Annotated in this window: 23 protein-coding genes and 1 tRNA gene; 13 read left to right on the forward strand and 11 right to left on the reverse strand. The window is 68.5% G+C overall.

Annotation, left to right across the window (positions count from 1 at the left end):
* Position 1: 1 nt before the first annotated feature.
* The 4 genes from IEW34_RS25995 (at position 2) to IEW34_RS26010 (ending at position 4,377) form a co-directional block, all read left to right on the forward strand.
* Entirely contained in the window at positions 2–601 is a 600-nt protein-coding gene (locus tag IEW34_RS25995; RefSeq protein ID WP_188612129.1) for a recombinase family protein, read from the forward strand.
* A gap of 362 nt (positions 602–963) precedes the next feature.
* Positions 964–2,553, forward strand: a complete 1,590-nt coding sequence (locus tag IEW34_RS26000; RefSeq protein WP_188612130.1) for a porin — start codon at positions 964–966, stop codon at positions 2,551–2,553.
* Positions 2,554–2,705: 152 nt separating this feature from the next.
* Positions 2,706–2,930 carry a hypothetical protein gene (locus IEW34_RS26005; protein ID WP_188612131.1) on the forward strand — a complete coding sequence of 75 codons (225 nt, stop codon included), beginning with the start codon at positions 2,706–2,708 and terminating at the stop codon, positions 2,928–2,930.
* Positions 2,931–3,201: 271 nt separating this feature from the next.
* Positions 3,202–4,377: a hypothetical protein gene (locus tag IEW34_RS26010; protein WP_188612132.1), complete on the forward strand. Its 1,176-nt coding sequence runs from the start codon at positions 3,202–3,204 to the stop codon at positions 4,375–4,377.
* Between the two features lie 178 nt (positions 4,378–4,555).
* On the opposite strand, the gene IEW34_RS26015 is transcribed toward IEW34_RS26010, so the two are convergent.
* A tRNA-Arg gene (locus IEW34_RS26015) sits at positions 4,556–4,632 on the reverse strand.
* Positions 4,633–4,983: 351 nt separating this feature from the next.
* Between IEW34_RS26015 and IEW34_RS26020 the strand changes: the two genes are divergently transcribed.
* A complete protein-coding gene (locus IEW34_RS26020; protein WP_188612133.1) occupies positions 4,984–5,982 on the forward strand; it encodes a Tim44 domain-containing protein in 999 nt (332 codons plus the stop codon).
* A 201-nt stretch (positions 5,983–6,183) separates the two neighbouring features.
* Complete coding sequence (gene parA, locus IEW34_RS26025) at positions 6,184–6,825, forward strand: ParA family partition ATPase (protein ID WP_188612134.1); 642 nt, start codon at positions 6,184–6,186, stop codon at positions 6,823–6,825.
* Positions 6,826–6,871: 46 nt separating this feature from the next.
* Here the strand turns inward: parA and IEW34_RS26030 are convergent, their stop codons facing one another.
* Positions 6,872–7,354: a PaaI family thioesterase gene (locus IEW34_RS26030; protein ID WP_188612135.1), complete on the reverse strand. Its 483-nt coding sequence runs from the start codon at positions 7,352–7,354 to the stop codon at positions 6,872–6,874.
* A 229-nt stretch (positions 7,355–7,583) separates the two neighbouring features.
* Between IEW34_RS26030 and IEW34_RS26035 the strand changes: the two genes are divergently transcribed.
* The 3 genes from IEW34_RS26035 to IEW34_RS26045 all read left to right on the forward strand — a co-directional run bounded on the left by IEW34_RS26035 (position 7,584) and on the right by IEW34_RS26045 (position 11,241).
* Positions 7,584–8,360: a cyclase family protein gene (locus tag IEW34_RS26035; protein WP_188612136.1), complete on the forward strand. Its 777-nt coding sequence runs from the start codon at positions 7,584–7,586 to the stop codon at positions 8,358–8,360.
* An 84-nt stretch (positions 8,361–8,444) separates the two neighbouring features.
* Entirely contained in the window at positions 8,445–9,986 is a 1,542-nt protein-coding gene (locus tag IEW34_RS26040; RefSeq protein ID WP_188612137.1) for a DUF1800 domain-containing protein, read from the forward strand.
* Between the two features lie 70 nt (positions 9,987–10,056).
* Positions 10,057–11,241 (forward strand): DUF1501 domain-containing protein, encoded by a 1,185-nt coding sequence (locus IEW34_RS26045; protein WP_188612210.1) that lies wholly within the window; start codon positions 10,057–10,059, stop codon positions 11,239–11,241.
* Positions 11,242–11,277: 36 nt separating this feature from the next.
* On the opposite strand, the gene IEW34_RS26050 is transcribed toward IEW34_RS26045, so the two are convergent.
* Positions 11,278–11,835 (reverse strand): type 1 glutamine amidotransferase domain-containing protein, encoded by a 558-nt coding sequence (locus IEW34_RS26050; RefSeq protein ID WP_188612138.1) that lies wholly within the window; start codon positions 11,833–11,835, stop codon positions 11,278–11,280.
* Positions 11,836–12,077: 242 nt separating this feature from the next.
* Between IEW34_RS26050 and IEW34_RS26055 the strand changes: the two genes are divergently transcribed.
* On the forward strand, positions 12,078–13,190 hold the full coding sequence (locus tag IEW34_RS26055) for an acyltransferase family protein (protein ID WP_188612139.1): 1,113 nt from the start codon (positions 12,078–12,080) through the stop codon (positions 13,188–13,190).
* Between the two features lie 76 nt (positions 13,191–13,266).
* On the opposite strand, the gene IEW34_RS26060 is transcribed toward IEW34_RS26055, so the two are convergent.
* The gene (locus tag IEW34_RS26060) at positions 13,267–14,169 is read right to left on the reverse strand and encodes a metallophosphoesterase family protein (RefSeq protein WP_188612140.1); all 903 of its coding nucleotides are present in this window, start codon (positions 14,167–14,169) and stop codon (positions 13,267–13,269) included.
* Between the two features lie 294 nt (positions 14,170–14,463).
* Here IEW34_RS26060 and IEW34_RS26065 point away from each other — a divergent pair, with 294 nt between their 5' ends.
* A complete protein-coding gene (locus tag IEW34_RS26065; RefSeq protein WP_188612141.1) occupies positions 14,464–14,934 on the forward strand; it encodes an NUDIX domain-containing protein in 471 nt (156 codons plus the stop codon).
* A gap of 11 nt (positions 14,935–14,945) precedes the next feature.
* Here the strand turns inward: IEW34_RS26065 and IEW34_RS26070 are convergent, their stop codons facing one another.
* The 4 genes from IEW34_RS26070 to IEW34_RS26085 all read right to left on the reverse strand — a co-directional run bounded on the left by IEW34_RS26070 (position 14,946) and on the right by IEW34_RS26085 (position 19,342).
* A complete protein-coding gene (locus tag IEW34_RS26070) occupies positions 14,946–16,505 on the reverse strand; it encodes a class I adenylate-forming enzyme family protein (RefSeq protein WP_188612142.1) in 1,560 nt (519 codons plus the stop codon).
* Positions 16,506–16,650: 145 nt separating this feature from the next.
* Positions 16,651–17,880 (reverse strand): ABC transporter substrate-binding protein, encoded by a 1,230-nt coding sequence (locus IEW34_RS26075; RefSeq protein ID WP_188612143.1) that lies wholly within the window; start codon positions 17,878–17,880, stop codon positions 16,651–16,653.
* Positions 17,881–18,036: 156 nt separating this feature from the next.
* Positions 18,037–18,864, reverse strand: coding sequence for an AraC family transcriptional regulator (locus IEW34_RS26080; protein WP_188612144.1), 828 nt, complete (start codon positions 18,862–18,864; stop codon positions 18,037–18,039).
* Between the two features lie 49 nt (positions 18,865–18,913).
* On the reverse strand, positions 18,914–19,342 hold the full coding sequence (locus IEW34_RS26085) for a DUF2000 domain-containing protein (RefSeq protein ID WP_188612145.1): 429 nt from the start codon (positions 19,340–19,342) through the stop codon (positions 18,914–18,916).
* A 136-nt stretch (positions 19,343–19,478) separates the two neighbouring features.
* Here IEW34_RS26085 and IEW34_RS26090 point away from each other — a divergent pair, with 136 nt between their 5' ends.
* A complete protein-coding gene (locus tag IEW34_RS26090) occupies positions 19,479–20,456 on the forward strand; it encodes a D-2-hydroxyacid dehydrogenase (RefSeq protein WP_244642224.1) in 978 nt (325 codons plus the stop codon).
* A gap of 21 nt (positions 20,457–20,477) precedes the next feature.
* Here the strand turns inward: IEW34_RS26090 and IEW34_RS26095 are convergent, their stop codons facing one another.
* The 3 genes from IEW34_RS26095 to IEW34_RS26105 form a co-directional block, all read right to left on the reverse strand.
* Positions 20,478–20,774 (reverse strand): hypothetical protein, encoded by a 297-nt coding sequence (locus IEW34_RS26095; protein ID WP_188612147.1) that lies wholly within the window; start codon positions 20,772–20,774, stop codon positions 20,478–20,480.
* A gap of 146 nt (positions 20,775–20,920) precedes the next feature.
* A complete protein-coding gene (locus IEW34_RS26100) occupies positions 20,921–21,847 on the reverse strand; it encodes a bifunctional helix-turn-helix transcriptional regulator/GNAT family N-acetyltransferase (protein WP_188612148.1) in 927 nt (308 codons plus the stop codon).
* Positions 21,848–21,988: 141 nt separating this feature from the next.
* Complete coding sequence (locus IEW34_RS26105; RefSeq protein ID WP_188612149.1) at positions 21,989–23,053, reverse strand: class I SAM-dependent methyltransferase; 1,065 nt, start codon at positions 23,051–23,053, stop codon at positions 21,989–21,991.
* Between the two features lie 204 nt (positions 23,054–23,257).
* On the opposite strand from IEW34_RS26105, the gene IEW34_RS26110 reads away from it, so the two are divergent.
* A complete protein-coding gene (locus IEW34_RS26110; RefSeq protein WP_188612150.1) occupies positions 23,258–24,274 on the forward strand; it encodes an AraC family transcriptional regulator in 1,017 nt (338 codons plus the stop codon).
* The last annotated feature ends 86 nt before the right edge of the window (positions 24,275–24,360 follow it).

Genomic DNA, 24,360 nt, shown 5'->3' on the forward strand with positions numbered 1-24,360 from the left:
AATGACGCGCCTCGATGCCGAGGGCTGCGCGGACATCGTGCTTTCGCTGGGCCTCGAGACCGGCAACGGTGGCCTGAGCAAGCTCGTCAATGAACTCCAGCCCGGCGATAGGCTCGTAGTCCCGAGCTTGGCCTCGCTGGGCTTGGACGCCCAGGGCATTGTGCGGCTGATATCGCGACTTTATCGGGACTCCATACAATTTGCAGCGGTGGAAGACAACGTGTCGTCCGCTACGATCGGCCAGTTTTGCCTCAAGTTGAACAAAGTGGCCATCGGCTCGTCTACCGGGGTGAGCGGAAGGAGGAGGACGGTACCGGGAATCGAGGCGCGTGCGAAGCAGGGGCGGCCGGCCAAACTTACGACTGAGTTGCTTTACACGATACTTATCCTCAGCCAGTCAAATACGCTTGCCGAAATCTCCAGGGCGGTCGGCCTCAGTAAATCGACCGTCTGGCGTTGCCTGCGCCAGCACCGCGCTGCGAGTGGCGACGTCCGCCGGGCCCGGCTCCCGAGCGAATCCACCACCGGCGAGACCGAAACCACGCGCAGCGCCGCGACAGTCCAAGACAAGTTGTCGATTGCCGATCCGCTTCGAGTCTAGAACGTCTATCTCTGCGTAGCTACGAGCCGCAGAGTAGCATAGACGGGCGCTCGTCCAATTCGATCTCTTGCGCTGCGATCGCGTCGGACGTGACACGATGGTGACGCTCTTCGTTTCAAAACGTACATTGAATTATGAATACTTGATCATCTGATAATATAATAAGAAATTATGGCGTGTGTGCGCCGTCATATTCTCAGCTCGGAAGTATTTGAGATGAGTCGGTGAGCGCTGCGGGCCGCGCGGGTCGAGCCGCGCCAAATATGTCTTCGGAGGAAAAAATGCAGCCTTATAGAAGTCTACTGCTGGGGTCATGTATGGCCCTGATGTCAATGCCGGCAGCGCTTGCGGCCGATCTTCCCATGACGAAGGCGGCGCCGGTCGAGTACGTGAAGGTCTGCGCGGTGCATGGCGTCGGCTTCTTCTACATCCCGGGCACCGACACTTGCATCAAGATCGGTGGCCGTGCCCAGTTCCAATACGAGTTTGCTCAGTATCGTTCGCTGAATCTTGCCGATCGATCCAACTTCATCGGTGCCGGCCGTATCCAGGTGGACGCCCGCACGTCCACCGCCTGGGGCACGCTGCGCACCTTCGTCCGCTTCGACATGGCCAGCCGTACCGGCCAGCAGCATGGCGCCTCCGGCACACTGCGCAGCTGGGGCCCGTTTGCATTCAACGCCACGGGCATCGACACCTACAACCGCGCCTACAAGTTCGTGGACGTCGACAAGGCCTTCATTCAGTTCGCCGGTCTCACCGCCGGTCGCGCGTCGTCATTCTATGATTTCTACGTGACCGACGTCGAGCTGACGAACTTCTCGATCGCATCGAACGTCTTCTCCACCAACCTGCTCGCCTATACCTATCACTTCGGCCATGGCTGGAGCGCCACGGTGTCGGCGGAAGACCCGTCGTTCCGCCGCAACCCGTTGTTCTCGGCCAATCCGCAGAGCGTCGTCCCGGGTGCCAATCTCACCTTCGGCCAGCCGAACGCCGGCTCGATCGACCCGGTTCTCCAAGGCCTGTGCGCCGCTGGCGTCAATGGCTGCACCTACGGCTCTCCTGTGTATCTCTTCAACGCCGCCGGTCAGCGGACGGGCTACGCCTTCGTCGACATCGCCCAGCGCCAGCAGCTGCCCGACTTCGTCGCCAACCTGCGCGTCGACCAGAGCTGGGGCTCGGCCCAGATCTCGGCCGCCGTCCACCAGGTGTCCATCGGCGGCTACAACAACCTCGGCGTCTACAACAACGCCGGTGTTGCGGTCCCGCCGGCGGCGGTGGCGGCGGGGGGCCTCTACCCCCAGCGGCCCGAGGCGGCGTATGGCTACGGCATCCAGGCCGGCGTGAAGTTCAAGCTGCCGTTCCTGGCGCCGGGCGACGCGCTGTGGCTGCAGGCGGCGTATGCGCGCGGCGCCATGTCCTACACCGGCGTCTCCGTCCCGATCGGCACCGAGAGCCCGATCGAGGCGGGACCGGGCGGCGGCGCCCGCTTCTTCGCGTACAAGGTGGATGGCTATGTCGATCCCAACAGCGGCGATATCAAGCTGACGCGGTCGTGGTCGATGGCCGCCGCCTTTCTGCACTATTGGGCACCGCAGTGGCGGTCGGGCTTCGTCTTCACCTATGGCGAGCTGCAGTATCCCGGTTCGGCCCGCACCGCCGGCCCGCTCGGCAACCTCTATGCGAATTCGGCCGGCGTCGTGACCCCAGCCTCGCTGGCTGCCGGTTCCACCAACGTCGCCTTCAAGAGCTTCAACGAGATGGTGACCGTCGCCAACCTGGTCTGGTCGCCGGTCAAGGACCTCGATATCGGCGTCGAGGTGGCGTACCAGCGCGTCGACCCGAGGGGCCGGGTGGTCGACAACAACAAGTACGGCGCCTTGACGGGCAAGACCGTCAGCTTCGACGACAACTGGCTGACACGCTTCCGCGTCGATCGCACCTTCTGAGTGCAGGGGACCGGCCTCCTGCGATTGGGTTGGGCACCAATCGCAGGGTACGTACACCCCCGGTGTCGGCCGGCGGAGCGCGCCTTCACGGCCGCGCCGACCCACAGACAGGGCCGTTCGCTTTCGATTGGCCGCTCTTGGCGCGTGCTTTGATGAAATCGTCGACGCGCCGACTGGCCGGCGAGGTGCGCATCCCGGCGATCAGCACCATTCATGCCCCGCGTCCCGGCGATCGTGATCACCACCGACGTCGTACCTCGATGCCGTCCAGTCCGGCGTTGGCGATCGATGATTTGTCGCTGCGGCGCAGGCGTGAACATATCAGTCGCAAAGTCGCGAGTGCGGACGAAAGCGCGCTTTGGGCAGAGGTGTTTTGACCGGGGCTCCCCACTGCACCGTACATTTCAGATCAACTGTCCGCATGATCAAGGCCCTATATGCTATCTCGCAATCATGGATGATAAACTCATTCAGTCTCTGCTTGAGGCTCCGCTCCATCGCTTCCAGCCCCGCGACTGGTCGGAATGGTATGTGCGCGTTGCAGGCCTGCTGGAATTGGACGACGCAGCGGTCCGCGCGTCAGCGGTCGAGCGGCTATCCATGGCAGCGTTCTGGGCTGAACACTCGCCTCCGCTAGGAGCGCCGGGCGTGTCGACCGATACGAAGCGGCAGCGCGCCGTTTGGCTGACCGGCGTAGTGGACCGGGCGAGCTGTCACCATTCCGATGTGACGCTCGTCTTCGTAGACCAGTTGCGCCACAAGGGTGACGGTCCGCCGTTTCCCGAGGTCCTCGTGCCTTGGCTGCGGGACCTTCGCGATCGGTGTCCGGCCGGCGTGCCGCTCGATCGAATTGAAGGGGCTATCGTGCTCATCGGCGGCCTTGAACCGTGGGAAGGTTCGCGCCTGCCTCCGATCCTCGATCATTCGTCCGACTATGTGCGGGCATGCGCCGCCCATATGCTGGGCAGAGCCGGTCACGGCGAAAGCGACGACGACCATGAGGGGCTCTATGACGCTGACTTCATCGCCGAACTGACCACGAAAGAGCTGGCCCGGCCGGGCATCGCTGGCCCCTACTGGTCGGCGACAGGCCTGATGCAATCCGATTTCAGCCAACTTGGCTTCGATCCGACCGAATGGATGCTCGGGATCATTGAGCGGCGCAACGGCCTCGAGCCAGTCAGCCTGCCATTCAACGGCATTGACTTCCACATCCACGAACTGGCGGCTGGCGATCCCCGAGCGGTACGCCGACTGATCGAGGCAGATCGTGCCGATCTCGCCATCATGACGGCGACGGAAATCCGGGACGAGGTCGCGGGCATGACCCCGATCTTATGCGAGATGGCAGATCACGCCGATCTTCGCTTCGCCGTCCCGGCCCAAATCCATCTCGCGAAATATCACGGAATGCTTCATCCGCGCGCCGATCCGGAGCGTATCCGGTATCTGCCCGGCTGGCGTGATGATGCGCGGGTCTTCGCAATCCGCTATGGCGAGTCGGATCGGTTCCCGGACCAGGCGGTGATCTTTCCTGGCCGCAATGCAGCTTTCGACGAGGCCCAGGCTGAGGCGATTGTCGACATGGCTTTGCCACCAGACCGTCGCGGTGAACTCGCGAGGCACTATCTGGAATCCTACGATGCAGACCCGGCGCCTTATCGCCTCGGCTGTGACGAACTGCGCAGCTACGTTTCGGGGGCGCATGTCGCACGGATCGGCGCAATCGAGCAGCCGGGGTGGAGGCGCATAGAAATATCGGCCGGCCGCTTGGCTGACCGTTGGGGTCCCTGGAGCTGGAGCGAGAGTACTGGCTCGATCTGAGGGAGCGGTACTGTTTCGAATTCCCAACCCCAACCTTGGCGGGGTCGGCAACCCGAAACGGCGCCAAGCGGGCTTGATCCCGAGCGGTTGGGGGGCTATCCGCAGTCAAAACCCGTACCAATTCGCCGCTCTCGCACGGCGTTGTGGTGCTAAGCCATTAAAAAGACTGGGAAAAGACTGGCGCGCCCGAAAGGATTCGAACCTCTGACCCCCAGATTCGTAGTCTGGTGCTCTATCCAGCTGAGCTACGGGCGCCGACGGCGGGCAGATGGCCCGCGGTCAAGGCGCGTCCAATACGGGATCGGCCGCGCCTTTGCAAGCCTCAAGCGATGATGCCTGTGGATGATGGCGACGAGGCGAGCGGGATGCCTGCGCCGCAACGGCGGCGGTGGGCTTCCGGCTGCGTTTCCCTGCACGGCTTGTCGGTTGCACGCTCCCGCCCCCTTCCGTCGGAGCGCGGTCATCCCATATGATACATGCGCGGACCTAGCATGTCCGGACGGCATACGCCGGTTTGCGGCCGGGCATCTCCGATACGGGACGATGCCGGGCCGACCCGCATGCCGGCCCGGGCCGTGACACCGATCCGCGGGAGGGGAACCTGAAATGCCGTCTTTCTTGTCTCGTGCGGGCCGCATCGTCTTGGCGTCCGCCCTGGCAGCCAGTCTCGCCGTCAGCGTCGCAGATGCCCGTCCGTCCTCGGGCGGCAGCCGCGGCTCCAAAACCTTTTCGACGCCGCCGTCAACGCAGACGGCGCCCGGTGCCGCTCAACCGTTGCAGCGCTCGCAGACCCAGCCGGGCTACCAGAACGGCGGCATGGCAGGTGCTGCCCAGCAGGCGCAGCGCTCGCGCTTCGGCTTTGGTGGCGGTCTGATGGCCGGCCTGCTCGGGGCCGGCCTGTTCGGCCTGCTGGCCGGCAACGGCCTGTTCGGCGGCCTCGCCGGCATTGCCTCGTTCCTGGGGCTGCTGCTGCAGGTGGGCCTGATCGTCGGCCTGGTGATGTTGGCGCTGCGCTTCTTCCGGCGCCGTTCCGAGCCCGCCCTTGCGGGCGCCGGGCCGAACCTGCGCCAGGGCATGGGACCTGCGGGCCCGGGTGGCCTCGCCGGTCTGAGCGGTCTTGGCGGAGGTACGGGCGGTGCTGCCCCAGGCGGCATGGCGCGCCCCGGCGCGGCCCAGCCTGCGCCGACGCGCAGCGACACCGTGGGCATCGGTCCCGATGACTACGGCGCCTTCGAGCGCCTCCTGGGCGAATTGCAGACGTCCTACGGCCGCGAGGACGCCGATGCCCTGCGCCGCATCACCACGCCGGAGATGTTCGGCTACCTCAGCGAGGAACTGGCCGAGAACGCCCGCCGCGGCGTGGTCAACACGGTAACCGAGCCGCGGCTGCTGCAGGGCGACCTGGCCGAAGCGTGGCGCGAGGGGCCGACCGACTACGCCACCGTGGCTCTGCGCTTCTCGATCAAGGACGCGACCGTCGAACGGGCCAGCGGCCGCGTCGTCGGGGGCGACCCGAACGTTCCGAGCGAGGCGGTGGAGCTGTGGACGTTCCGCCGCGACAACCGCGGTCCCTGGATCCTGTCGGCGATCCAGCAGGCCGGCTGACGCCGCTCCGCTCACGCGCGAATGAAGGGCCGGCATGGTTCGCCATGCCGGCCCTTTTTCGTCGCCTGGAGGTCCCGGCGCGGCTGCTGCGGCGACCAACTTTGCGGCATTGCGGCGCCCGTCTGCCGCAAAACCGGTGCCCCGGCGGTGCCGTTCATGCTCTAAGCTCACCCGTGACGACCTCCTGCCGGGGAACGGTTCATGACGGGCAAGATCATCACCGTGTCGCAACAGAAGGGGGGCTCCGGCAAGACCACGCTGGCGGCCCACCTGGCGGTGGCCTTCAGCCGGCCCGATGCGCCGGTGGCGGTGCTCGACGTCGATCCCCAGGGCAGCCTGGGGCAATGGTTCGAGATGCGCGAGCAGACGCTGGGGGAGGCCAAGACCGGCCTCGTCTTCCGCACGGCCAGCGGCTGGGGCGCGCGGCGGGAGGCCCGCAGCCTCGTGCGCGATCATCATCTGGTGGTGATCGACACCCCGCCCAAGTCCGACCTGGAGACGCGGCCGGCGATCGAGGCGGCAGACCTGGTGGCGGTGCCGATCCAGCCGACGCACATCGACCTGTGGGCCGTCGACCCGACTCTGGCGATGATCGCCAAGGAGGGCAGCCGGTCGATCCTCGTCGCCAATCGCGTGGTGCGCCGCGCTGCCCTGACCGCCCAGGTGCTGGCGGCGGTCCAGCGTCTCGGCCACCTGGTGGCGGAAGCGCAGCTGGGCAACCGCGTCGCCTTTCCGGCCAGCATGGGGCAGGGCCGGGCGGTGGGCGAGACCCAGCCGGGCAGCTCCGGGGCGCTCGAGGTGGAGGCCCTGGCCAGTGAGGTCGCCCGCCACATCGGCCGCTGAGCCGGCGCGCCTCGGGCCGGCGCGGCGCCGAACAGCCGGCTCGGCGCTATTCGGCCAGCGTCTCGTCGGCGAGCTCGCGCGCCTGGCCGAGCTGCTGGCGCAGGTTGAAGCCCTCCATCTGCTGCCCGCGCTTGAAGGTGCCGCTGGTGCGCATCACCACCTCGCCGTCGGCGGTGACCAGGGCCTGGGTGAACACCAGGTTGCGGGTGACCCGCAGGATGTCCGTCGTGCCCTCGACCCAGCTGCCGAGGCGCGCGGGGCCGACGAAGTCCATGGTCATGCCGACCGTCGGCAGGAACTGACTGAGCCCCTCGGCGAAGTTGGCGCTCATGGGCATCAGCATATCGGCAAAGGCCATCAGCATGCCGCCGTGGGCCATCTGCATCGGATTGCAGTGGCGTTCCTCGACGCGGAAGCCGACGCGCAGGCGCCCCGCGTCGTATTTGGCGTAGAGCGGTCCGTTGATGGCGAAGAACGGCCCGCCGGCCTGGGGCAGGCGGATGAAGCCTTCGGGGATGGAGACGGTCATGGATATCCTGCGTGCGAGCGATCGATCGGCGTAGCCGCTTACCCCCTCATCTCCGTGATCGCAGCTGCAACATCAAGTCGCCGTGCTGCATGACGGGGCCCGGAAGCTCCGCTTGCGCCACGCGGCTGGGACCTCGCCGCGGCTTGCCAGGGCCGGCGGGGCCGACCGATGATCGGTGCCCAAGGGCGCCCGCCGCGGCGCCCGGCGGCCAAGCACGGGAGGCTCAAGCATGGCACGGCGGTTGATCGACATATCCGTCCCCCTCGAGAACGATGTCCCGGCCGATCCGCCGATCCAGACGCCCAAGCTGCACTACACGGACCACCGGCAGTCGGCGCCGCTGGTCGCCTCGCTGTTTCCCGGCCTCAAGCCGGAGGACCTGCCGGATGGCGAGGGCTGGGCCGTGGAGCGGGCGGAGATCTCGACCCACAACGGCACGCATCTGGATGCGCCCTATCACTTCCACTCCACCATGAACCGGGGCGAGCGTGCCATCACCATCGACGAGGTGCCGCTGGAGTGGTGCCTGCAACCGGGGGTGAAGCTCGATTTCCGCCACCTGCCGGACGGCTACGTGGCGACCCCCGCCGACGTCGAGGCAGAGCTTGGACGCATCGGCCACACGCTGAAGCCGCTGGAGATCGTGCTGGTCAATACACGTGCGGGCGAGCGCTATGGCGAGGCCGACTACGTCGATTCCGGCTGCGGCATGGGCTATGCGGCGACCATGTACCTGCTCGAGCGCGGCGTGCGCGTCACCGGCACCGACGGCTGGAGCTGGGACGCGCCGTTCTCCCACACCGCCCGCAAGTTCGCCGAGACCGGCGATGCGAGCCTCATCTGGGAGGGTCACAAGGCCGGGCGTCACATCGGCTACTGCCACCTGGAGAAGCTGCACGGCCTGGAGCAGCTGCCCTCGACCGGCTTCACCGTGTCGTGCTTCCCCGTGAAGATCCGCGCCGCGTCGGCCGGCTGGACGCGGGCCGTGGCGATCATCGACGCCTAAGCGGCGTCCCGGTCGCATGTGCGTCACGCTGCAGCCCCGTTTGGGCGCCACCATCGCCTCGTCGACCGCATTCGGGTCCTGCGCATGGTGCTTGCTCAGCGGCGTTGCCTCCTCGGCGCCACCGCCTTCGTCGCCGTCCTGCTGGCGGCGCCGCTCGCGGTGCCGGCAGCCGTTGCCCGGGACGATGCGGCCGCGCAAAAGGATCTGGCCCTCCTGGATGCGGTGACGTGGGGGGCCAGCCCCGCAAGCTTCGACCGGCTGGCGGCGATGGGCCGCGAGGCCTGGCTGCGCGACCAGCTGCACCCGGGCACCGGCGAGGCCTTGCCGGAGGCGGTTGCGGCCGAGATCGCAAGGCTCCAGCCGGCGGGATCGCTGTTCGAGCGGGTGGCCGCCTTCGATGCGCAGGCCAAGGCCGCCGCCGCCGAAATCGATCCCACCCGGCGAGAGGCGGCGCAGGCCGCCCACCAGACGGCGCTCACCGAGGCGGGCCGGGCCTCCGTTCATCAGGCGATCTTGCGTGCGCTTTACACGCCGGCGCAGCTGCGCGAGCGCATGACCTGGTTCTGGCTCAACCGCTTCAACGTCTTCATCGGCAAGGCGAACGTGCGCGCGAGCGTGGGCGACTACGTCGACACGGCCATCAGGCCCCATGCCCTCGGCCGCTTCCGCGACCTGCTGGCGGCGACGCTGCAGCACCCGGCCATGCTGCGCTACCTCGACAACGCCGACAACGCCGCCGGCCGCATCAACGAGAACTACGCCCGCGAGCTGATGGAGCGCCACACCATGGGTGTCGGCTCCGGCTACACCCAGGCCGACGTCGAGCAGCTGGCGCGGATCCTGACCGGGGTCGGCATCAGCAGCAGGGCGGAGCCGCCGCGGCTGAAGCTGCTGATGCAGGAGGACCTCGTCCGCGACGGGCTGTTCGAGTTCAATCCGGCCCGGCACGCCTACGGCCCCAAGGTACTGCTGGGCCGCCCGATCCAAAGCCGCGGCTTCGCCGAGGTGGACGAGGCGCTGGATATCCTCAGCCGACATCCCGCGACGGCCCGCAACGTCGGCCGCGCGCTCGCCACCTATTTCGTCGGCGATACGCCCGCCGAGGCGCTGGTGCAGAAGCTGGCGGCGACGTTCACGCGGACCGACGGCGACATCGCCGCCGTGCTCGATGAGCTGTTCCATGCGCCCGAGTTCGCTGTCGCCGCGGCCGGCGGCCGCTTCAAGGACCCGGTGCGCTTCGTCTTCTCGGCCCTGCGGCTCGCCTACGACACGCGCGTCATCCGCAACCCCGCTACCGTGCAGAGCTGGCTCACGCGCTTGGGCGAGGGGCTGTTCCTGCGCTCGACCCCCGACGGCTATCCCCTGGCGTCGGCGGCCTGGACCGGGCCCGGCCAGATGGTGACGCGCTTCGAGGTGGCGCGCCAGATCGGCTCGGGGCCGGCCAATCTGTTCAAGCCGGCGCCGGAGAGTGAGGCCGAGCCGGCCTTTCCGCTGCTCCAGAACCGTCTCTATTTCACCGTCCTCGCGGGCACGCTGGGCGAGCGCACGCAGGGCGTGCTGGCCCGCGCCGTCTCGCCGCAGGACTGGAATGCGCTGTTCCTGGCCTCGCCCGAGTTCATGCATTGACCGGGGCGGCGCGGCATCGCGCGTATCGCCGAGCGCCGGCGAAGAAGGGGGAGCCATGGCCCGTGCCCTGATGAGCCGCCGCGAGCTGATCGCGGGCCTGGCCGGGGGCGCCGCCGTCGCGGGGCGGGCCTGGGCGGCGCCGCACACGGACGTGCGCCTGCTCGTCGTGTTCCTGCGCGGCGCCTACGACGCCGCCAACGTGGTGATTCCCGTCGGCAGTGACTTCTACTATCAGGCGCGCCCCCGGCTCGCCGTCGCCAGGCCCGACCCGGCCGATCCGGCCGCCGCCCTGGCGCTCGATGCCGATTGGGGCCTCCATCCGGCGCTCCGTGACACCATCCTGCCGCTCTACGCCAAGGGCCAGGCGGCGTTCGTTCCCTTCGCCGGCACCGACGACCTCAGCCGCAGCCACTTCGGCACCCAGGACACCATCGAGCTCGGCCAAAACGCGCAAGGGGCACGCAACTACCAGTCCGGCTTCATGGCGCGTCTTGCGGCGGAGCTGACGCGCGTTCGTCCGATCGCCTTCACCGACCAGATGCCGCTGATCTTTCGAGGCGGCAGCGAGGTCGTGCCCAACGTCTCCATCAATCGGGTCGGCAAGCCGGGCGTCGATGACCGGCAGGCGGCCCTGATCGCGGCGATGTACCAGGGCTCGGCGCTTGAGGCGGCGGTGACGGAGGGGTTCCGGGTGCGCGACGAGGTCTTTCACGCCATCTCGGACCATCAGGCCCAGGCGGATCGGGGGGCGGTGTCGCCGCGCGGCTTCGAGCTGGCGGCGCGGCGCATCGGCCGCCTCATGCGCGAGCAGTTCAACCTGAGCTTCGTCGATGTCGGCGGCTGGGACACCCACGTCAATCAGGGGGCGGCGACCGGCTACCTGGCCGACCGGCTGGGTGAGGTCGGGCGCGGTCTCGTCGGCTTTGTCGAGGAGATCGGCTCGGGCTGGAGCAACACGGTGGTGGTGGTCCTCTCCGAGTTCGGCCGCACCTTCCGCGAGAACGGCAACCGCGGCACGGACCACGGCCACGGCAGCGCCTATTGGGTGCTCGGCGGCGGCATCCACGGCGGCCGTATATCCGGGCCGCAGGTCCGCATCGACGAGGCAAGCCTGTTTCAGAAGCGCGACTATCCGGTGCTGACCGACTACCGGGCCCTGCTGGCCGGCCTGTTTCAACGCCTATACGGCCTTGATGCGGCCTCTCTTCAGCGCGTCTTCGCCGCCGTCAAGCCGGCCAAGCTCGATCTGGCTTGAGCGCTCCGGGCGAAGCGCAGGCGCCTGCCGGCTCGTTCACGCCGCCCGGCGGTGGCGGCCTTCCTCGACTTCCTCGACGATCTTGGCGACGAAGGCCGGGAGGTCCTTGGGGTTGCGGCTGGTGATGATGCCCTGGTCGACGACCACCTCCTTGTCGGTCCAGCGACCGCCGGCGTTGATCACATCGGTCTTGATGGACAGGTAGGAGGTCACGTCGCGGCCGCGCACCGCGTCGAGCTCCACCAGTAGCCACGGAGCGTGACAGATCGCGGCGACGATCTTCCCGCTCTCCAGGAACGCCCGGATGATCGCCAGCGCCGCCGGATTGATGCGCAGCAGGTCGGGGTTGATCTGGCCGCCGGGCAGCACGATGGCGTCGTAGGCGGCTGGATCGACCTGATCCAGCGTGAGGTCGACAGGCACGCTGTCGCCCCAGTCGGTGTGGTTCCAACCCCGGATCTGGCCGGCCTCGGGCGAGGCGAGCTCGACCGTCGCGCCCTTCTTCTTCAGCTCCTGCTGCGGCACCGTCAGCTCCGATTGTTCGAAGCCATGGGTGGCGAGGATGAGAATGCGTGCCTGGGTGATTTGCGGCATGTGGTCCTCCGGATCAGGATGGTCGCTTCGCGCCACACCGCCATAGCCGATGGCCAGGGGCGGCGATGGCGGGATACGGGGAGACGCCGATGGCCGGCGCCGCGCGCTTGGCTGTCCACAGCTAACGGCGGCCGCGCGACGACTGTTCCGCCGCTCGCTTGGGCCAGCCGGCTCTTGCCAAAGCGGCTGCCGTCTAGTCCATTGCGCGCCTTTCCGGGCCTCTGGCCCCGTCCGAACGCGTCGTGACCAGAAAGTCCATTCCGCCCTCGTCCAAGGCCGTCGCCTCCGCCCCCGGCGGACAGCCGACGCTGCTCGGCCTCCAGGTCCTGCGCGCGCTGGCGGCGCTGGCCGTCGCCATCCACCATGTGCAGCACGAGGCGGCACAGCTCGTCGCCCAGGACGGGCGGAGCTTCAGCGCCTCGCACGTGCTGCCGTGGCTCGCCGGCGTCGACGTCTTCTTCGTCATCTCCGGCTTCATCATGGTGCTCAGCTCGGCCAGGCTGTTCGCCCGCCCGGGGGCGTCGCGCGTCTTCTTGAGCCGCCGGCTGATCCGCATCGTGCCGATCTATTGGGCGGCGACCGGCCTATTTCTCGTGGTGATGCTGCTGACGCCGCAGGCCTTGAACAGCCCCCGTCCGGAGGTCTGGCAGGTCGTCGCCTCGCTCCTCTTCATCCCCTATGCGCGGCCCGACGGGCTCGTGCAGCCGGTCTATTCGCTGGGCTGGACGCTGAACTACGAGATGCTGTTCTACGTGCTGTTCGGCGCCGCGATCGGCCTGCCGCGCCACCTCGCGGTGGCGGCGGTCACGGCGCTGCTGGCGCTGGCTGTCGCGCTGGGGCTGGCGCTCGGGCCGCTGCCCGAGCCGCTCGCTTACTGGACCCAGCCGATCGTGCTGGAGTTCGTGCTCGGCATGGGGCTCGGGCTCCTGTACGCGCGCGGCGTGCGGTTGCCGCTGGCCGTTCGCGCCGGCCTGGCCGTCGCCGCCCTCCTGGCCTTGCATGCCGACCTGCCGCAGACCGGTGCGTTCGGCGCCTTCGGCAACGTCATCGGCTATGGCGTCCCCGGCGCCCTGCTGGTCGTGGCGGCCGCGTTCGGCCATGCGCCGGGCAAGCCGCCCCGTTTCGAGACGGCGCTGGCGACGCTGGGCGATGCGTCATACGCCCTCTACCTCGTGCACCCCTTCGCCATCCGCTTCGCCAGCCAGGCTCTGGTGGCGGCCCACCTCGCGCCAAACGTCCCGGCAGCGGCCTTCATCGCCGTTGGCCTCGTTGTGGCGGTGGCGGCGGCGCTCGCCGTGCACCGGTGGTTCGAGCAGCCGGTGCTGCGGCTGCTGCGGCGGCGCGTGGGCGTGTGATCGAGCGCTCCAGACTTCAAGAGCTCGGAGCATTTCTGCTCGGATGACGCCATCCGCGCGAGACATGCTCCCGAGGTCACGCCGCCGAGATCTCGCCGAGGGCCGTCAGCTCGGCGATCTGGCCCCCGGGCTTGAGCCCGCGGCTGCGCACCACGATCGACGAGCGCGTGCCGTCGGGCGTGATGTCGACCAGGTGGTAGCCCGCCCGATGCTGGCGCGCGCCGGCATAGGCCGAGGAGGAGGGGGCCCCGAGCGCCGGTACTGGCCGCGCGGGCCCGGCGAGGCGCGTCAGCTGGATGCGATGGTTGTGGCCGTGCAGGATGAGCTCTGCCCCCACCCGGGCGACGAGGCGCTCGAAGGCCGCCGCGTCGATCAGCTGCCGGGCCGGGCTGGTCGCGCTGCGGTAGGGCGCATGGTGGATCATGACGACGCGGCATACGCCTTCGCGCCCGAGATCGCTGAGCAGGTCGGCGAGCCGCGCCAGCTGCTGCGCTCCGACCCGGCCGCTGGCCAGGAACGGCAGCGTCGGCACGGCCGAGTTGGCGCCGATCAGGGCGACGCCGTCGCGTCGGCGCACATAAGGGAACGTCGGGGCGCTGGCTGGAACACCATCGTCGCCGGTCATCCATGGGCCCAGTGCCCGATAGAGCGGGACGGCCGAGCTGCGCACGTAGTTGTCATGGTTGCCGGGCACGAAGCTCACCCGGGCGGGCGGGCCCAGGCGCTCCAGGAAGCGGCGCGCCGCCGGGAATTCGGCGGCCAGCCCGATGTTGGCGACATCGCCGGTGAAGGCGATATGGTCGGGCTTGTGGGCGGTGATATCCGCCACGATGGCTCCGAGCACCCCCATGTCGTGGGTCGCGTGGCGGCCGCGCCGCCAGTTGACGTAACCGGTGAGCCGCTTGCTGGCGAGGTCGACGAGCGTCGGCCGTGGCAGTGGGCCGATGTGGGCGTCGGAGAGATGGGCGATCAGTACCATCCGGCTGTCCTCACCCTGATCGTCCAGTGGGCCACACGCGGGCGTTGCCGATGAGGATACCGGCGATCAGCACCAGGACGCCACCCACGATGACCCGGATGGCCGGCGGCAGGAAGGGCGTTTTCCGCATTGCGGGGCGTGATTCAGGAGATCACAAGCGGGCGGATGCGATCCCGGTCGCCCCGATCGCCGGGGAGGAGGGCGACAGGCGGCCGGGCGCAGCGTGGGGCCGAACCGCGCCCCCGCCGGGGCGCCGCCTGTGATATAGCCCGGCTTTGGGGAGTGACCGCGCCAATGTCAGACCGGCTGGCTGAACGCATCGTCCGGCGGACCCTGCACACGTATTTCCGCTTTGCCCGCGGCCTGACGCTCGGCGTGCGCGGCGCCGTGTTCGATGCGGACGGCCGCATCTTCCTCGTCCGCCACACCTATGTGCGCGGCTGGTACATGCCCGGCGGAGGGGTCGAGGTCGGCGAGGATGTGCTGACCTCCCTCAAGCGCGAACTGGCGGAGGAGGGCAACATCGTCCTCACCGGCGAGCCGCACCTGCACGGAATGTTCTTCAACGGCAGGGCCTCGCGGCGCGACCACGTGGTGCTCTACGTGGTCCGCGCCTTCGAGCAGTCAGGCCCGCGCGCGCCGGACCGGGAGATCGCCGAGACCGGCTTCTTCGCGATCGACGCCTTGCCGGCGGACACGACGCCGGCGACCCGGGCTCGCCTCGCGGAGATTGTCGAGGGTGCCACGATCGCCGCGGAGTGGTGAGGAGCGGCCCCTCAGTTCACCCCGCGCTCGTGGCCCTCCCAGTAGGGCTTGCGGATCTCGCGCTTCAGCACCTTGCCGACCGGGCTGCGCGGCAGGGCGTCGCTGAAGTCGATGCTCTTGGGCGCCTTGAGCGAGCCGAGCTTGTCCTTGCAAAAGGCGATGAGTTCCTCGGCGCCGGCGCTGGCGCCGGGCTTCAGTTGCACCACGGCCTTCACCGCCTCGCCCCATTTGGGGTCCGGCACACCGATGACGGCGCAATCCTGCACCGCCGGGTGTTCGAACAGCGCGGTCTCGATCTCGAAGGGGAAGATGTTGAAGCCGCCCGACACGATCATGTCGCGCTTGCGGTCGGTGATGAAGAAGAAGCCGTCTGCGTCGCGGTAGCCGATGTCGCCGGTATGGTGCCAGCCGAAGGTCTGGATCTCCGCCGTGGCGGCCTCGTCGTTGAGGTAGCGCGCCATGGCGGTGGGGCCGCGCATGACGATCTCGCCGACCTCCCCGGTGGCGAGCAGCCGTCCGTCCTCGCTCATCACCTCCATCGCCTCCACCGTCTGGCATTGCCGCCCGCAGGAGAGCAGCCGGTGGCGCTTGGCCGGGTCGCGCACCGCCTCCGCAGTCTCCCGCGGCGAGATGAAGGTGAGGGGGAAGCCGCATTCGGTCTGGCCATAGGATTGGCACATCACCGGGCCGATGCGCTCCACGCCCTCGGCGATCTTGTCGGGGGAGATGGGGGCCGCCGCCGAAATCACGTAGCGCAGCGACGACAGATCCGTCGCAGCCAGCTTGGGGTGCGCCAGCAGGGCGTAGATGAGCGTCGGCGGCAGGAACAGCGTGGTCACGCGGTGCTCCTCGATCAGGCGCAGCACCTGATCGAGATCCGGCGTGGCGAGCATCACCGTTTTGCCGGAGACCGGCAGGTTGGCGAGGGCCACCATGCCGGCGGCGTGGGTGATGGGCGTCACGGCCAGATTGACCGGCTGGGCGTCGAAATGCAGGCAGGTCGACCAGGCGAGCACCGACATCAGCAGCCAGTTGTTGTCGGCCTGGGTCAGCTTGGGACGGCCGGTGGTGCCGCCGGTGGCCCCCTGCATGCCCAGCCCCTCGCCCGGCGCGCGGAAGTCGGGCCGCTCGTCGGGCTGCCCGGCGATCCAATCGTCCAGGAAGACGCCTTCCGCATCGGCCTGATCGATGGCCACGACGCGCCTGAGGCTCGGCACGCGGGCCTTGAGCTCCTTCACCTGGGCGGTGGCGGACGAATGGTAGAACAGCACCTCGCAGCCGCCCGCGCTCAGGATGTGGACGTTGTCGTCGATGGCGTTGCGCAGGTTGAGGTTGCACCAGGCGGCGCCCGCCCGGAGCGCGCCGATCATGGTCATCAGCGCCTGACCGCAATTGGGGCTGAAGACGGCGAAGCGCGTGCCGGTCGAGAAGCCCTCGGCCAGCATCTGGTGGGCGAGGCGGTTCACGACGGTGCGCATCTGGGCATAGGTGAACTCGCCGCCGTTGCCCGCCAGCGCGGTGCCGTCGGGCGCATTCTGGGCACCGATGTAGAACAGATCTGTAACGTGCATGGGCCTCCCCCTCCGACTGTTGTTGTCGATCGTTCTTATATGACCGATGGGTAAATTCTTCGCCGGAAGGGGTCAAGGAGCGTCCGGGGTGCTGCGCGCACCGGCGGGCTGCGACGGACGCCGCGTCACGTCTGCCACCCGGCCGCTACGGCACGGCGCAGGCCGGATTCATGGGCAGGAAGGCCTCGGCCCGGGGAATGGTCCGCACCGCCTCGTAATAGTCCCAGGGGGCCTTGCTCTCGGCTGGCGTCTTGACCCGGTAGAGTGTCGCATCGAACAGCACGCGCCCGTCGGCGCGGATCGAGGCCGGCCGGCCGAAGAAGTCGAAGGGCGTCGCCCGCATGGCCTTGTTGGCGGCCACCGCCTCGTCCGTTCCTGCGGTCTCGACGCCGTGCAGGTACTGCCGCACGGCGGTGTAGACGGCCGCGTGGTCCTTGGTCGGCATGATGCCGACCTTCTCCTTGAAGCGGCGGGCGAAGGCGCGCGCCGCATCGCTCTGGTCCCAGTAGAAGCTCGAGGTGAAGGTCAGGTTCTTGGCAACCTCCAGCCCGAGCGCGTTGATGTCGGTGATGTAGGTCAGAAAGCCCGTGAGCGTCGGCGTTCCCGTCCCGAGGCCGAACTCGTGCGCCTGCTTGAGCGCAGTGATGAAGTCGTTGCCGACGCTCGCCAGCGCGACGACGTCGGCGCCCGACGTGCGTGCCTGCACGATGAAGGACGAGAAGTCGGTGGCGCCGATCGGATGGCGCGACGTGCCGACCACGCGGCCGCCGCTCGCCTCGATCACCTTGGTGGCTTCGACTTGAAGCGCGGCACCGAAGGCGTGGTCGACGGTGATGAAGTACCAGGCGCGCCCGCCGCGCTGCATCACCGCCCGGGCGGTGCCGGCCGTCAGGGTGTGGGTGTCGTCCGCCCAATGGGTGCTCACCGGCGCGCAGGTCTTGGCGGTGAAGTCGGACGTGGCGGCAGCGGTGATCATCACCGTGCGCGACTTCTCGCGCGCCACCGTCTGGACGGCGAAGGCAACGGCGGTGACCGGCAGATCGACGATGGCGTCGACGCCCTCGACCTCGTACCAGCGGCGGGCGACGGCCGAGGCGATATCCGGCTTGTTCTGATGGTCGGCCGAGACGATCTGGATCGGCTTGCCGCGCACCTGGCCGCCCGCGTCGGCCGCGGCCAGTTCCGCGGCCACGACGGAGCCTTTGCCGGAGAGGTCGGCGTAGGGGCCGGAAAGGTCGGTCAGGACACCGATCCTGACGACATCGTCGGACACTTGCGCGCCGGCGCCGGTGGCGGCGCCAAGCAGCAGCAGGACCGTCGCCGCCGTGATCCACGCTCGCCGCGCCGTTCCAGGCGCGCGCCCGTCCTTCGCCATGTCAGCCTCCCCATCGCGCGTTGCGGCGAGCGACGGACGTCGGCCGGGCGATCATTGTCCGGCGCGGCGGCGCCGCGGCCTCCCTGTCCTCTTCAGACCGGTATAGCGGTCCCGTCCATCGGTCTTGAACACGACTTTGGGCGGAGCCTGCCTGCCTCAGCGGTCGAGATAGGCGCTGCGGTAGGCGCCGGGCGTCACGCCCAGGGTGCGGCGGAAGCTGCGGGTGAGGTGTGCCTGGTCGGCAAAGCCGGTGGCCGCGGCGACGTCGCCGAGAGGCCGGCCCTGGCGGATGAGGCGTGCCGCGGCGCGAACGCGGGCCTGGCGCTGGTAGGCATGCGGCGACATGCCGACGGCGCGGGCGAAGGCACGGTAGAGCCGGAACGGCGGCAGGCCGGCCGCTTGCGCGATCTGCGCGAGGCTGACGTGGCGATCGAGACGCTGGTCGAGGAACCGCCGCGCCAGCTGGACGGCGCGGGGCTCGCGGCCGGCGGCCGCGAGGGGCGCCGGCTCGCGGACGTGCCGGGCGAACAGCCGCGTGACGAAATCGAGGTAGCGCCCGTCGCGGGCAAGGAGCGGAGCCTCGGTCTCCGAGCCCGCGTGCACTGCCTGAAGCAGGTGCGCCAGCACCGGGTCGCGGATGATCGGACCGGCGAGCGCCGGCGCCAAGCCAGGCCGGCCGACGAGGCCGCCGAGCTCGGCCCCATCCACATAGAGCGTGCGCAGCCGCCAGCCCTCGCCGTCGATGGGCCAGCCCGCGTGCGGCTCCTCGGCGTCGATGGCGTAGACATCGCCCGCGCGGGCGACGAACTCGCCGCCGCGCATGCGGATGCGGATGGCCCCATCGGTGATGAGCGCGAAGCAGGCCGTGCCGTGTGTGTGCACGTCATAGGCATAGCCGCTGAAGCGTCCGCGCAGCAGCTCGGCGTGCCCCAGGGCGGGATCGCGCCAGATCTTGGTATCGACGCTTGCGGTCAACGGTCTCACGATGGGTTCGCTCGTCGTGCCCCAGCGTATCCGGGCCGGACGGCGCGCGCTACTTCAGCAGGGCGTACTTGCCGACCAGGCGCCCTACGGCTTTGCGGCTACCGTAGATGCCGACGCCCACATAGGCGAGGGCATCGGTCTCGACCGTCCGCACGGCGGCACCGAAGGCGGCGTAGTCGGTCGTCTGCTGGCCCTGGGCTGGAAAGTCCACCAGGTCGACGGTGCCGGCCCGCGCCTTGGCGCGCAACGCCTGCAGCTGCGGGGCAGGGGCGGCGAGGACGGCGATGCCGATCGGGATCAGCCCCGGGTGGATGTCGCCCGAGGCGTCGACCAGGTCGTGGCCGGCGAGATCGGGGTGGCGCTTCCCCAGAGTGAGCGCGATCACCGCCGCCGCATTGGCCGCGCGGCCCGGCGGCAGCGCGTCGTCCACGACGATGACGCAGCGCTGCGGCTCGGCTTCTTCCACGATGTCGTTCATGCCCGTCGGCTATCCCTCTCCAAGACGCAAGACGAGAAGCCCTGTGCCACCGATCGGCGGCGCGGTCTTGAACGCTATTGCGAGCCCCGCCACCATGGGCGACGCCACTTCCTCTCGCGCACAAGGACGCCATCTCTTGCAGGCACCCGAGTTTCCTCAGCATCCCGTCCGGATCGTCGTGTTGGATCGCGACACGCTGCCTCCGGACATCCCGTTTCGGCGTCCGGCCTTCCCCCATCACCTCGAGGAGTTTCCCAGCAGCAGCGAGGGCGAGGCGGCGGTGCGTATCGCCGAGGCCGATGTGGTGATCACCAACAAGGTGCCGCTGCGCGCGGATCTGCTCGCGCATGCGCCCCGTCTGCGCCTCATCGCGGTGGCCGCGACGGGCTATGACGTCGTCGACCTCAGGGCCTGCACGGCGCGCGGCATCCGCGTGTGCAACGTGCGCGGCTATGCCGTCCGCTCGGTCCCCGAGCACACTTTCGCGCTCATCCTGGCGCTGCGCCGCAACCTCTTCGCCTATCGCGCCTCGGTGGCCGATGGAGCGTGGCAGCGCGCCCCGCAGTTCTGCTATTTCGAGGGCACGATCCAGGACCTTGCCGGCTCCACCCTGGGCATCATCGGCCACGGGGCACTGGGCCAGGCCGTCGCCGCCATCGGCCGCGCCTTCGGCATGAACGTGCTGGTGGCGGCCCGCAGGGGCGAAAGCGGCGGCCCTCGCACGCCGTTCGACGAGGTGCTGCGGCACAGCGACGTCATCTCTCTGCACGCGCCGCTGACGGCCGAGACGCGTGGCATGATCGGTCCGCGCGAATTCGCGCTGATGGAGCGCCGGCCGCTCGTCATCAACACGGGACGGGGCGGCCTCGTCGATGAGCATGCCCTGGTGGCCGCGCTGACGAGCGGCCGCATCGCCGGCGCGGGCTTCGACGTGGCGTCCACCGAGCCGCCGCCGGCGGACCACCCGTTCATGGCGGTGATCGGGCGCGCCGACTTCATCCTGACGCCGCACGTCGCCTGGGCGAGCACCCAAGCCATCCGCACCCTGGCCGATCAGGTGATCGACAACATCGAGCGCTTCATCGCCGGGGAGCCCGTGGACTTCGTCGCCTGAACGGGGCCAACCGCTTGCCGATCAGCTCCGACGCCACAGGAACAGACGCTCGTAGCATTCCGGGGCGGAGACCTGGCTAGCGTCCGAGGCGCACTCCGGACCGGAAATAATCCGGTGGCCTCGCGCGTTCATGCAGGCCTGGATGTATTGGCCATCCCTCACATTTACAGGCGTGGACGAGCTGAAGTCCGGCTTGAGCTGCTCGATCCATTGCTGACGGCACGCACCCATGGCGCGCTCGGGGCTCTCGACGGGCCCGATGTCGAACAGCCAGGACCCGAGGGCCAGCAGCGCCAAGACAACCCCAAACACCTTCATCGCGCGTCCCCACCGCAAAGCCCTGGCGGCACACATAGCGCGACGATTGACGAGGGGCGACGGAATTAATCGCTTACGCTAAGCCGGCTTGTGAGTTCACCCTTCAAAAAGCCAGCATGCGGCCGATGAGAGCGCCGGCGGCGCGATCAGAGGCTCAGTGACCAGGTCTGGCCGACCAGGTCGTGGCCGAAGGAGTGGTGCGGCGCTTCGTCGATCAGTGCGAACCCGGCTCGCTCGTAGAGCCGCCGGGCAGACGTCAGGACGCTGTTGGTCCACAATTCCAGACGCTGATATCCCGCCTGGCGCGCTCGCTCGATGCACGTGGCGACCAGCACCTTGCCGACGCCTGCGCCGCGCATGTCGGGCTCGACATAGAGCAGCCTGAGCTTTCCCACCATGCTCGTGTCTCCGCGCACGAGGAAGACCGAACCGACGACGCGGTCATCCAGCTCGGCGATCCAGGCGCCCTCGTGCGCCGGATCGAACGACTGATGGAAGTCGCAGAGGATGCGTGCGGCCAGGGCTTCGTAGTCGTTGTTCCAGCCGTATTCCTGCGCGTAGAGAACGGTCTGGCGATGGATGACCCAGCCCAGATCGCCCGGCCTGAGGCCGCGCAGCGACACGCCCCGGCCGGTGTCTGCCTCGAACATCCGTGTCAGGGTCTTGGCCGCAGTGAGCACGGGTGCGCGCCTCGCCGGCGGCAGCGCGTCGAGCAGCGCACCGACCGCCTCGCGCGTGTTGCCCTCCAGCGCGGTGAACGCCGCACGGCCGGCTTGCGTGAGCGACAGCAGCTGATGACGGCCGTGCCGCGGATCTTCTCGGGCCTCCACCAGTCCCCGCTCGGCGAACCGCCTCAGCGTGCGGCTGATCTGGGCCCGGTCGAGACCAAGGGCGCGAGCGAGTTCCGCCGCCGTCGGATCGGTCCTGTGGGCGAGCTCATAGAGGATGCGCGCCTCGCTCAGCGTGAAGGGGCTCTTGTCGAGGCGTGAATTCAGCAGCCCGAGCCGGGTCGTGTAGACCCGATTGAAGGCGCGCAAGGCCGCGATGTCGTGTGCGTCGTTCTCGGTTGGCATTCGCATCGGCCACAGTGTTGATCTGATCAACATTAGAGGATGTTGATTGGATCAACAAGTGGCCGGGCGCCCGCCCGGTGTCGAGCCGAGAACGCGAGGTCGGTGCCGGCCGCGTCTCTCTCCTGCGGGCCGCGCTCCAGCTCAAGGCCGCGCCTCGATCACCATGTTGAACGGGCCCTGCGTCGCGCGGCGCACGCGCGAGAAGCCGCCCCCGGATATGACCTCGGCGATCTTGGCTTCGCCGGCCTGGGCGCCGAGACCTTCCCCGACCTCCTGGTCGAGGGATGTGGGAAGGCAGATCATGGTCGAGGCATTGTAGTAGAGACGGCCCACCGGGTTCAGGTTTGCTTCCGGCCGGTCTTCGGCGATGGGCTCGACAACCATCCACGTCCCGTCCGTCTTGATGAGCGAGCGGATGTGCGCGGCGCAGCCCCGGGGATCACCCATGTCGTGCAGGCAATCGTACATCGTGATCAGATCGAAATCCCGCTCGCCGATGCTCTTGGCAGCCGACGTCTCGAAGCGGACGTTGCCGGACGATCGATGTGTAGCGGCGTGCTGCCTCGCCTCCTCGATGGACGGCTCGTGGAAATCGAAGCCGACGAAGCTGCTGCTGGGATAGGCCTGCGCCATGAGCAGTGTCGAGAAGCCGACGCCGCAGCCGATGTCGGCGACCTTGATCCCCTCTTTCAACCTGGCCTCGACGCCGTCGAGCGCCGGGATCCAGCTTTGCACGATGGAGTTGACATAGGTGGGGCGAAAGAAGGAGCCGACGGAGCAGAACAGGCAACCGGCGCTGTCCCCCCAGCGCACACCCGTGCCGCTGCGGATGGCCTGCTCGACCTTGGCTTCGCCCTCGATCATGGCGGCCACGAGATCGAAGGCGCCGGCGAGGTAGACGGGGCTGTCCTTGACCCCGAACACCATCGCCTGCTCCGGCGACAGGCTGAAGCGGTTCTCCTGCGCATCGAAGGTGATGAAGCCGTTGGCCGCCTGCGCCATGGCCCATTCGCGCACATAGCGCTCCCCCAGGGCGCCAGTGCGCTCGGCCAGTTCCTTCGGTGTCGCGGGCCCATCGCGGTAAAGAGCATCGAACAGGCCCAGCCGAAACCCGACCCGGGTGGTCGGAACGCTGAAGGCGCCGCCGAGGTCGCCGAGCATCTTGCCGACGAAGGCGTGTAGTTGTTCTTCGGACCCCGCGGTCATCGTCATTCTCCATCGGCAATCCGGTCGGCGAACGGCCGCCCGCCGGGTTCTGCGCCGTCCCGCCGCGTGCTAAAGAAGAGGTGGTGGCTCAAGAGGTGCGACCCGTTCCCCGCAGCCAGGCTCGCATGGCGTGGCCGCAGGAAAGTTTGCCGATCGTCCGGGACTTTGTGCCGCCTGATCTCTGCACGCGGGCAGGAGGATCGGATGGACGCATTGTCGGAGGCCTTGAGCTCGGTGCGGATGACCGGCGCGATTTTTCTCGACGCCGAATTCACCGCGCCCTGGAGCTTTGCAGCACCGCTGGCTCGGCAGTCGGCGCTGGTACTGGCGCCGGGAACCGAACGGATCATCAACTATCACCTGGTGACCGAGGGTAAGGCCTGGGTGAAGATCGAAGGCCAGCCGGACGTGTCGGTCGAGGCCGGGGAGATCGTGATCATCCCCCACGGGGAAGCCCACACCTTCTGCAACGGCACGCCCGACATCGCCTTCGACGGGGCAAAGTCGCTCAGCAAACACGTGGCCGGTCAGTTGAACACGCTGCGTTGGGGCGGGGGCGGGACGGCGACGAAGTTCGTATGCGGGTTCATGGGATGCGAGCGGCAGGCGGAACGCTCGTTCCTCGCCGGCCTGCCCACCACGCTCAAGGTCAACATCCGCGCCAACGGCACTGGAGCCTGGCTGGAGAATTCCATCCGCTATCTGGTCTCGGAAAGCCAGTTGGGTCAGACCGGCCACAGCATCCTGCTGTCGAAGATGGCAGAGGCGTTGTTCATCGAGACCTTGCGCTGCTACATCAAGGTTCTCCCCCAGGACGCCAAGGGGTGGCTGGCGGGCGCGCGAGACCCGATCGCGGGCGCAGCGCTGGCGCTCCTGCACCGACGGCCCGCCGCGCATTGGACCGCCGACCGGCTGGCGAGAGACATCGGCGCCTCCCGCTCCGTGCTCTGCGAACGCTTCACCCGCTATCTGGGCGAAGCGCCCCTCACCTACCTGGCGCGCTGGCGCATGCAACTGGCGTCGCGCCGGCTCCAGACGACGAAGGACACCGTGCTCCAGGTCGGGCTGGCAGTCGGCTACGAGTCGGAGGCTGCGTTCGTTCGGGCCTTCAAGCGCGAATTCGGCCTGCCGCCGGCTCGCTATCGCAAGGCGTTGGCCCAGGCCTGGCGGACAGAGCGAGAACATCGAGGGGGAGCCGCTTCACACGCACACGATATTTAGTAATTAAAACTATAACTTTAGCATCCCTTGACGCGCTTTTCGCCGGACGCAATGGCTCGCCGCATGCTACCTACGCGCGAATGGGC

The organism is Chelatococcus reniformis (assembly GCF_014640075.1).
GTDB classification, from domain to species: domain Bacteria; phylum Pseudomonadota; class Alphaproteobacteria; order Rhizobiales; family Beijerinckiaceae; genus Camelimonas; species Camelimonas reniformis.